General features: G+C 69.3%; 7 protein-coding genes. 6 read left to right on the top strand and 1 reads right to left on the bottom strand.

Translation table 11 applies throughout. The features are described from left to right. Positions 1 to 2,289 (top strand): pyruvate:ferredoxin (flavodoxin) oxidoreductase (nifJ, locus tag ACWTSU_RS00675; RefSeq protein ID WP_455137978.1); only part of this gene is annotated, 2,289 nt, incomplete at its 5' end. Between the two features lie 292 nt (positions 2,290 to 2,581). On the opposite strand, the gene ACWTSU_RS00670 is transcribed toward nifJ, so the two are convergent. Beyond that, a complete protein-coding gene (locus ACWTSU_RS00670; protein ID WP_455137977.1) occupies positions 2,582 to 4,750 on the bottom strand; it encodes a MurT ligase domain-containing protein in 2,169 nt (722 codons plus the stop codon). 230 nt (positions 4,751 to 4,980) lie between these two features. On the opposite strand from ACWTSU_RS00670, the gene ACWTSU_RS00665 reads away from it, so the two are divergent. From ACWTSU_RS00665 to ACWTSU_RS00645, 5 genes are read left to right on the top strand one after another with little or no spacing between them, the layout of a single operon-like run. Then, positions 4,981 to 5,643 (top strand): QueT transporter family protein, encoded by a 663-nt coding sequence (locus tag ACWTSU_RS00665; RefSeq protein ID WP_455137976.1) that lies wholly within the window; start codon positions 4,981 to 4,983, stop codon positions 5,641 to 5,643. A gap of 7 nt (positions 5,644 to 5,650) precedes the next feature. Next, complete coding sequence (locus tag ACWTSU_RS00660) at positions 5,651 to 6,940, top strand: hypothetical protein (RefSeq protein WP_455137975.1); 1,290 nt, start codon at positions 5,651 to 5,653, stop codon at positions 6,938 to 6,940. Beyond that, entirely contained in the window at positions 6,937 to 8,310 is a 1,374-nt protein-coding gene (locus ACWTSU_RS00655; RefSeq protein ID WP_455137974.1) for a sensor histidine kinase, read from the top strand. Before ACWTSU_RS00660 ends, ACWTSU_RS00655 begins: the two co-directional genes overlap by 4 nt. Before the next feature lie 52 nt (positions 8,311 to 8,362). After that, complete coding sequence (locus ACWTSU_RS00650) at positions 8,363 to 9,079, top strand: LytR/AlgR family response regulator transcription factor (RefSeq protein ID WP_455137973.1); 717 nt, start codon at positions 8,363 to 8,365, stop codon at positions 9,077 to 9,079. Positions 9,080 to 9,091: 12 nt separating this feature from the next. Further along, positions 9,092 to 9,544: a metallophosphoesterase family protein gene (locus ACWTSU_RS00645; protein ID WP_455137972.1), complete on the top strand. Its 453-nt coding sequence runs from the start codon at positions 9,092 to 9,094 to the stop codon at positions 9,542 to 9,544. Positions 9,545 to 9,632 lie beyond the last annotated feature (88 nt).

Below are 9,632 nucleotides of genomic sequence, written 5' to 3'. Positions count from 1 at the left end.
GGCACCATCGAGTGCAAGTTCTGGGGCCTGGGCGGCGACGGCACCGTGGGCGCCAACAAGAACTCCATCAAGATCATCGGCGACCACACCGACAAGTATGTCCAGGCGTACTTCCAGTACGACTCCAAGAAGACCGGCGGCGTCACCATCAGCCACCTGCGCTTCGGTGACTCCCCGATCCGCTCGCCGTACTACATCAACAAGGCCAACTTCGTGGCCTGCCACAACCCGTCCTACATCGTCAAGGGCTTCCCGATGGTCCGCGACGTCAAGCCGGGCGGCACGTTCCTGGTGAACTGCCAGTGGTCCGACGAGGAGTTCGCCTCCCACCTGCCGGCCGTGGCCAAGCGCTACATCGCCCAGAACAACATCAACGTCTACCTCATCGACGCCATCGACCTGGCCGAGAAGGTCGGCATGGGCAAGCGCACCAACACCGTGCTGCAGTCCGCGTTCTTCTCGCTGGCGCAGGTCCTGCCCGCCGCGGACGCCATCCAGTACATGAAGGACGCCGCGCAGAAGTCCTACGCCAAGAAGGGCCAGAACATCGTCGAGGCCAACTGGAAGGCCATCGACGCCGGCGCCACCGCGTACCGCAAGTTCGAGGTGCCCGCCGACTGGGCCGACGCCACCGACGAGCCCTCCGTCCTCACCCTCGAGGGCCGCGAGGCCATCGTCAAGCAGGTGCGCGAGCTCATGGAGCCCATCAACCGCATGGACGGCGACTCGCTGCCCGTCTCCAAGTTCGTCGACTACGCCGACGGCCAGTGGGAGCTCGGCGCCTCTCAGTACGAGAAGCGCGGCGTCGCGGTCATGGTGCCGCACTGGGACGAGACCAAGTGCATCCAGTGCAACCAGTGCGCGTTCGTGTGCCCGCACGCCACGATCCGCCCGATCGTCATGAACGCCGAGGAGCAGGCCGCCGCGCCGGAGAACATGCGCCGCGTCGACCTGACCATCCCCAAGAACACCGGCTACAGCTTCACGATCGCCGTCAGCCCGCTCGACTGCATGGGCTGCACCAACTGCGCCAAGGTCTGCCCGAAGGAAGCCCTCACGATGGTTCCGCAGGAGTCCGAGCTCGACCAGGCTCCCGTGTGGGACTACGCGGTCAACAAGGTCTCCGAGAAGAAGGAGCTCGTGGCCGCCAACGTCAAGGGCAGCCAGTACGCCAAGCCCTACCTCGAGTTCTCCGGCTCCTGCGCCGGCTGCGCCGAGACCGCGTACGCGCGTCTGATCACCCAGACCTGTGGCGACCGCATGTTCATCTCCAACGCCACCGGCTGCTCCTCGATCTGGGGCAACCCGGCCGCCACGTCGCCGTTCACGGTGAACGCCGATGGCCACGGTCCGGCGTGGAACAACTCGCTGTTCGAGGACAACGCCGAGCACGGCCTTGGCCTGGCCCTGGGCTATGACGCCGTCCAGGACAAGCTCGTCGTCGAGACCGAGGAGCTGCTCCAGTCCGACTGCGCCACCGATGCGCTGAAGGACGCCGCCACCGCCTGGCTCGAGGCCCGCACCGACACCGCGGCCAGCAAGACGGCCGCTGCCGCCTACGTGGCCGAGCTCGAGAAGGTCGACTGCGACAAGGCCCGCGCGATCCTGGCCGACAAGGCGTACCTCACCAAGAAGTGCTTCTGGATCTTCGGCGGCGACGGCTGGGCGTACGACATCGGCTTCGGCGGCCTCGACCACGTCCTGGCCAGCGGCCACAACGTGAACGTCTTCGTCTTCGACACCGAGGTCTACTCCAACACCGGCGGCCAGGCCTCCAAGGCCTCCAACATCGGCCAGGTGGCGCAGTTCGCCGCGGCCGGCAAGGTGACCAAGAAGAAGAGCCTCGCCGAGATCGCCATGAGCTACGGCTACGTGTACGTGGCGCAGGTCGCCATGGGCGCCAACCCCACGCAGACGCTCAAGGCCATCGAGGAGGCCGAGGCCTACGACGGCCCGTCCATCGTCATCGGCTACAGCCCCTGCGAGATGCACTCCATCAAGAAGGGCGGCATGCAGAACTGCCAGGCCGAGATGAAGAAGGCCGTGGAGTGCGGCTACTGGAACCTCTTCCGCTTCAACCCGGCCGCGCCGACCGGCAAGAAGTTCACGCTCGACTCCAAGGAGCCGAAGGGCGGCTACCAGGACTTCCTGATGAACGAGGCTCGCTACGCCTCGCTCACCACGAGCTTCCCCGAGCGCGCCAAGGAGCTCTTCGCCGAGAACGAGGAGGCGGCCATGGCCCGCTACGAGCACCTGCTCAAGCTCAAGGACCTCTACGCCGAGGCGTAAGGTTCGCCCGATAGTCTGAGCTGCGGCCCCCGGCTTCGGTCGGGGGCCGTTTTGTGTGTGGGTGGACGTCGTCCGCTGCGCACTCGGCCGCCGCGCCCGTCCCAAGCCCCGGCCCTTCTCGGCGATTAACCCGCAAAAAATGATTTCATATTCATATAATTGCAGGATTAAGGTTTGTGAATGTCAGTTTTTGCGTGTTATTAGACAGGCGGCGAGAAGGACACGGTCGAGAGACAGAGCGGAGCGCGGCGAGAAGTGCGCGACGCGGTGAGAAGGACGCCCGCTCGCGGCGCTAGCGGTGCGTGGCGATGCGCAGGGCGACGTCGTGGGCCGCGCGCTCGAGCGCGTCGTCGAGGGGCGCGAGGTCAGCGTCCGCGCCGCGCCGGCGCAGCGCCCGAGCGATCAGCCAGTCGGTGACGCCGGGGTTCTTGGGCAGGATCGGCCCGTGCAGGTAGGTGCCGATGACGCCGTCGTGCAGCACGCCCTCGCCGCCGTCCCCGCCGTTGTTGCCGGTGCCGCTCACCAGCGCGCGGCCCAGGGGCTTCTCGGCACCCAGGACGGTGCGGCCCGCGTGGTTCTCAAAGCCCACGATCGGTGCGTCGCACACGGTCGAGTCCACGGCCACGTTGCCGATGAGGCGCGTGGGTCCGGCTGTGGTCTCGACGTCCAGCACGTGCAGCCCCTCCACGCGCTGCTCGCCCATCATGTAGTAGTGGCCCAGCAGCTGATAGCCGCCGCAGATGGCGAGAAGGGCGCCGCCGTCGGCCACGTAGGCCGCGAGCTTGTCGCGCTGGCCCTGGAGCTCGTGGCAGACGGCCAGCTGGTCGCGGTCGGCGCCGCCTCCGAGCAGCACCACGTCGGCGTCGGAGAGGTCAAGCTCCTGGCCCATGAGCACCTGGTCCACGCGGCAGGGGATGCCGCGCCAGGCGCAGCGCTTGGACAGTGACGCGATGTTGCCGCCGTCGCCGTAGAGGTTGAGCGCGTCGGGGTAGAGGTGCACGATGCGCAGCGGGCGGCTCAGCGCCACGGCGCCCTCCGCGCGCGGCGTCACGGCCGCCGGCAGCTCCCGCGCCGCCCCGGGCGCGCGCCACGATTCCGCGAGGCGCTCGAGGTCGGCCACCACCGGCGGGAACGCGGTGTAGTTGGCGATCACGTGGAGCCGCTCGTCGGCGGGTAGGTAGCCCAGTGCGTCCTCGATGTCGTCCACCAGGACGATCGGCGCGCCCAGCTCGGCGTACTTCACGCGTACCGCCATGTCCTCGCGCCGCGTGCCGCCCACGCAAACGAAGCGCAGGTCGGACACGTCACTCAGGCGCTCGAGGTCAATGTCCCAGATCCACGAGACGTCATGGCCGTCGGCGTCGTTGTCGTTGAGGAAGAGCGCGAGGCAGCGCGCGTTCTCGGCGCGCGCCTGCTGGACCATGCGGTTGAACCCGGTGGGGTTCTTCGCGAGGTTGGAGGTTACCTGGCGCCGCCCGTCCAGCGAGAAGGTCTTGCCGCGCCCGGACGCGGGCTCATAGGCGTCGAGAACCCCCTGGAAGCGATCGACGTCGCCGCCCGCCACGAGGTCGGCGGCCAGCGCGGCCATGACGTTGTAGACCATGTAGAGACCGTTGTAGCGCGTGCGCACGTGGTGGCGCACAACGGGCGCGCCGTCCTTCTCGCCCCGTCGGTCCTCGACGTCGAACTCAAATCCGCCGCAGGTCAGACACACGTTCACGGCAGCGATGGCAAGACGCGGGCGCTCCCAGCCGCACTCCGGGCAGCGGTAGCTCCCCAGCTGGCCGTAGTGCACGTAGGCGTAGTCGAGCGGCGCGTTGCAGCGCGCGCAGAAGCGGCTGTCCGAGATGCGGTCGGCCTCGAGGTTGGTGGGCTCATCGATGCCAAACGGGACGAGCGGGTTGTCCACGCGGTCCGCGATGCCCGCGCAGAGCGGGTCGTCCGCGTTGAAGACGAGCGCGGTCTCGGGCGAGCGCCGCAGCGCCTCGGCGATCACGTCCTGCGTGTGGTCGATCTCGCCGTAGCGGTCGAGCTGGTCGCGGAAGAGGTTGAGCAGCACGAGCGCCCGCGGCCGCATGCGGGGCAGCACGCGTACGGTGTAGAGCTCGTCGCACTCGAAGCAGCCCGCGCGCCGCCCGCCCGAGCCGGCGCCCGCGTGCCTCCCGCCCACGAGCGCCGCCGCGATGCCCGACTCCATGTTGTTGCCGGCGCGGTTGCACACCACGGCGCGACCGTCGGCCGCGAGCGCGTCGGCCGCGAGCCCGGTGGTGGTCGTCTTGCCGTTGGTGCCCGTGACCACCACGATGGGGTCGATCCCCTCCGAGAGCGGCCCCACGATGCCGGGGTCCAGGCGCAGCGCCACGGTTCCGGGCACGTTTCCGCCGCCGCGGTGGAGCAGCCGCGTCACGCCCCAGTGGGCGGCGTCGGCGGCCAGGCACGCGAGTCTCACGCGGGCGTTCATGCGGGTCCTCCTTCGGGAGGGGAGCGGTGACGCCACCATGCTAGCACGCGCCCCGGCCCGCGCCCCGCGCGGCATGCGGTGGGGCCCCGCCCAACTCTGCTAGTATCAAAGCAGCTGTGCCCAGGGGGATGCTTCTTTTGGGGTGCTTTCCACCGGGATCCCGCGCGCGACGGGCACGGCGCGCTCGTCGCGACGGGCGCCAGAAAAGCCTCCAACGAGAAGGAAGAAAGATGAGAAACGCCAGTTCAACCACCGTCCAGACCGTCCCCGCCGACGTCCGCGCCCGCCGCGTGGCGCACATCGGCACGATCGCGGCCGTCTACGCCGCCCTCACCCTGGTGGCCCTGCTCTTCCTGGGCAGCCTTGCCTGGGGTCCCGTGCAGTTCCGCGTGTCCGAGGCGCTCTGCGCGCTCGCGCTGCTCACGCCCGAGGCGGTCCCCGGCCTGGCGCTCGGCTGCGCCATCGCCAACGTGGCCAACATCGCCCTCTCCGGCACGGGCATGCTCGGCATGCTCGACGTGGTCTTCGGCAGCCTGGCCACCGCGCTCGGCGCGTGGTTCACGTGGCGCAACCGTCGTCGCCCGGCGCTCGCGCTGCTCGGCCCGGTGATCGCCAACGCGCTGATCGTCCCCGCCTACCTGCCGCTCATGCTGCAGGGCATCGGCTTCTACACGATCCCGTTCACCAACATCGCGCTCGACGGCGCCTACCCGGCCATGTACCTCTTCGGCCTGCTGACCACCGGCGCCGGCGAGGCCGTGGTCATGTACGTGCTTGGCCTGCCGCTGTTCCGCGCGCTCAGCCGCACGCCGCTCGCGCGCAGCCTCGGCGCCGACGCGGGCGAGAGGCCCGGCGCCGCCCCGTCCGCCCACGACCCCGTCCCGCGCGGCTAGGGGCACCGTGAACCCCGCGATCGTCATACCTTCCTTTTGGGGCCGCGGCACCGCCGCCGGCCTCGGCGAGCGCGGGGCCTACGACTACACCACGCCCATCGACAAGCCCCTGCCCGAGCTCGAGAACTGCCTCACGTCGCTCGAGCAGGTGAGCGGCGTGCTGCGCGTCATCGTGCTCGTGGTGGCGCCGCAGGACTGCGAGGAGTCGGCGCGCGCCCGCGTGGACTCGATCTGCCGCGCGCACGCCGACCTCAACCCGCTCGTCATCGGCGCGCCCGAGGCCAAGCTCGTGAAGCGCGCCGTCAGCCGGACGGCGCACCACGTGACCGGCGAGACCGTCTCGCTGCGCGGTTACGGCGCCATCCGCAACATGGGCCTGGCCGTGGCCGCCATCCTCGGCCACGACGTGGTGGTCTTTCTCGATGACGACGAGGTGGCGCTTGACGGCGAGTTCCTCACGCGCGCCGTCTGGGGCCTGGGCTCGCTCACCCGGCAGAACCTGCAGATCCTGGCCAAGAGCGGCTTCTTCGTGGACGTGGACGACAGCCCGTACGCCCGCCCGTCCACCGCGTGGACCGAGAGGTACTGGTCAAAGGCCGCCGGCTTCAACCAGGTGATGGGCCGCGCCCAGAACGCCGCCACGCGCGTGACGCGCTCGAACCACCTGTGCGGCGGCTGCTGCGCTCTGCACGCCGCGGCCTTCTCGAAGGTGCCCTTCGACCCCTACATCACGCGCGGCGAGGACCTCGACTACGTGCTCAACCTGCGCGCCAACGGGCTCGACGTCTGGTTTGACAACGAGTGGTTCGTCCGCGCGCAGCCGCCCGAGGAGATGGCGCCCGCGCCCTCGCTGTTCATGCAGGACGTGTACCGCTGGCTTTACGAGTACCGCAAGCTCGGTGCCATGAACGCGCGCCGCGACCTGCGCACGATCACGTCGGAGTCGCTGATGCCGTATCCGGCGCCGTGGCTCTCGGAGGGTGTGCGCCGCCGCGTGTTCCAGACGGCCCTGCGCCGCATGGTCAAGGGCCCCGACCGCCTGGCCTACCTGCGCATCCTCACGCGCGGGCGCTTTGAGGCCGACCGGTTCGCCCGCTCGGCGAGCTCGCGGTACCTCTCGTTCGCGATGGTGTGGCCCACGGTGGTCTCCGCGATCTGGGACGACCGCGTGCTCGCCGGCGCCATCCGCCGCACGGGCGAGGTCGCGCCGCTCGTCGCCCGCCCGGCTCCCGCCGCGCCCGCGCCCGACCCGCTCGCCGACACGGGGGCCTTCCCCGTCCAGGGAGGAGAGGCATGATTCGTCCCAACCCGCGCGTCACGGGCGTCGCCCTCGCGGCGCTCCTGGTCGCGTGCGCCGCGCTTCTCGCCGTCGCGCTGATCGCGAGCGTCGACAACGGCCTGGTGGCCGCCACCATGCTCGTGGGCTGCGGCATCGCCGCCCTGATCGTGATCAGCGGCGCCGTCAACATCGCGCCCGAGGACACGCGCTCCGAGGCCACCGAGCGCACGCTGCGCGTGGCCACCAACACGCTGAGCCACCTGCGCGGCGGCCTCACCGAGGAGAACGCGCGTGCCATCTGTGCGCTGCTGCTGCCCGAGACCAGCGCCGCCGCGATCGCCATCACCGACACCGCCACGGTGCTCGCGCTCGAGGGGCAGATCGGCACCACGTACGTGCCGGGCTCGCCCAACGCCAAGCCCACGCGGGAGGTGCTCGAGAGCAAGCGCATGGAGACGTTCGTCTCGGTGGACCAGGAGAGTCAGGACCTGCGGCCCTTCTCGATAGGCAACCGCAGGTCGGGGCACTACTTCGGCATCATCGTGCCGCTTCTGGTGCAGGACCGCGCGGTGGGCACGATCAAGCTCTACTACCGCCGCGACCTGGACATCGACCGCACGCAGATCGTCATCGCCGAGGGGCTGGGGTCGCTTCTGTCCACGCAGCTCTCGTACTACGAGCTGGACCGCCAGGCCGAGCTCACCGCGCGCGCCGAGGTCAAGGCGCTGCAGGCGCAGATCAACCCGCACTTTCTGTTCAACACGCTCAACACCATCGCCTCGTTCACGCGCACCAACCCCACGCGGGCGCGCGACCTGCTGCGCGAGTTCTCGACCTTCTACCGCCGCACGCTCGAGAGCTCCGAGAAGACGCTGATCCCGCTGTCGCAGGAGCTCGAGCAGACGCGCCGCTACCTCACCATCGAGAAGGCCCGCTTCGGCGAGGACCGCATCGTGGAGACACAGCACGTGGAGCGGGGCTGCGACGAGCTGCCGGTGCCGTCCTTCCTGGTGCAGCCGATCGTCGAGAACGCCGTGCGCCACGCGATGCGCGACGACGGTCCGCTTCATGTGGACGTTCAGGTGGCGACCGACGGTGATGATATTCTTATTGCTGTCGCCGACGACGGGCTCGGCATGGACAAGGCGGTGGCCGACCGGCTGCTGGCGGAGTCCGCCCCCGGCCCCGCCGCGACGGACGCGCCGTCAGGGGGCGGCTCGGGACGCGGTGCGGGCATGGCGCTGCGCAACGTGGCCGAGCGCGTGGAGCGCTTCTACGGGAAGGGCTCCAACGTGGAGATCGTCTCCAAGCCCGGCGAGGGCACGTGCGTCACGCTGCGGCTCGTTGACGCGCGGCTGCGCCTCACGGGTGCGGTCGGTAACGAGTAGGATTATGAGGCCCGCGCCGCACGGCCGGGAAGCAACGTGGAGGGACCATCAGATGCGAGCGATGATTGTCGACGACGAGGCGCCTGCGCGCTCCGAGCTGCGCTACCTGCTCGAGGAGACCGGGCGGGTCGACTCGATCACCGAGGCCTCGAGCGCCCGCGAGGCGGTCGAGAAGCTCATGGAGGGCAAGGTCGACGTGATGTTCCTGGACATCTCCATGCCCAAGACCTCCGGCATGCAGCTCGCCGAGGCGCTCCACAAGCTGAAGAACCCGCCCGCGGTGGTCTTCGTGACCGCGTACAGCGAGTACGCGCTCGAGGCCTTTGAGGTCGACGCCATCGACTACCTGATGAAGCCCGTTGACCCCGACCGCCTCAACCAGGCGCTCGACAAGGTGCAGGCCCGCACCAAGCCGCAGACCCAGAGCCACTCCTCGGTGGAGCGCATCCCGGTGGTCAAGAGCGGCCGCAAGGTCCTGGTGCCCATCGACCAGATCCGCTACATCGAGGCCAAGGACGACTACTCCTGCATCTACACCGACACCGACCGCTTCCTCTCCACGATTTCGCTGGCCAAGCTCGAGCAGAAGCTCGCGCCGCACGGGTTCTTCCGCGTGCACCGCGGCTACATCGTCAACCTCGAGTACGTCGAGGACGTCGAGGTCATCTCGTCGGGGATCCTCCAGCTGGGCATCAACGGCATCGAGGGCAAGAAGATCTCCGTGTCGCGCCGGCGCGTGGTGGCGCTCAAGCGCGCGCTCGGCCTCTAGACGGGCGGTCCCATGCGCTACGACATCATCTCCGACACGCACGGCTTTCTCTCCGAGGAGCTTCTCGCCGAGCTGGCCGGTGCCGACGTCATCGTGCACGCCGGCGACATCTGCTCGGCGTCGGACTACCGCACGCTCAGCGCCGTGGCGCCGCTCAAGCTGTGCCTGGGCAACAACGACTGGTCCTACGACTACGGCCCCTCGGTGCGGCAGCGCTGCATCTTCGTGAGCGAGGGGCTCAAGTGGCAGGTCACGCACTATCGCCAGCGCCTCAACCTGCCCAAGAGCGACATCGCCATCTGCGGTCACACGCACACGCCGTTCGTGGAGCGCGACGAGTGGACGGGCACGCTCGTGATGAACCCGGGCAGCCCCACCTACCCGCGCCGGTCGCGCCCGTCGATGGGGCGGATTTTGGTGGAGGACGGCCGCGTGGTCGACGCGCGGATCATCACGTTGGGCTAGCTGTTGTGTGCCAATAGGTTGTTTACACCGGCGACGCGCGACATGGGCGGCTTGCCCCCGCAGGCGCTGTGCGGACGCTCCCAATTGT

This window comes from Thermophilibacter sp. (genome assembly GCF_966187215.1).
This window is presented reverse-complemented; position numbering and strand designations above follow the sequence as displayed.

Bases quoted from the DNA above. Each gene is read 5' to 3' on its own strand.
- ACWTSU_RS00650 (WP_455137973.1), top strand. From the start codon at position 8,363: ATGCGAGCGATGATTGTCGACGACGAGGCGCCTGCGCGCTCCGAGCTG.
- ACWTSU_RS00645 (WP_455137972.1), top strand. From the start codon at position 9,092: ATGCGCTACGACATCATCTCCGACACGCACGGCTTTCTCTCCGAGGAG.
- ACWTSU_RS00670 (WP_455137977.1), bottom strand. From the start codon at position 4,750: ATGAACGCCCGCGTGAGACTCGCGTGCCTGGCCGCCGACGCCGCCCAC.
- ACWTSU_RS00665 (WP_455137976.1), top strand. From the start codon at position 4,981: ATGAGAAACGCCAGTTCAACCACCGTCCAGACCGTCCCCGCCGACGTC.
- ACWTSU_RS00655 (WP_455137974.1), top strand. From the start codon at position 6,937: ATGATTCGTCCCAACCCGCGCGTCACGGGCGTCGCCCTCGCGGCGCTC.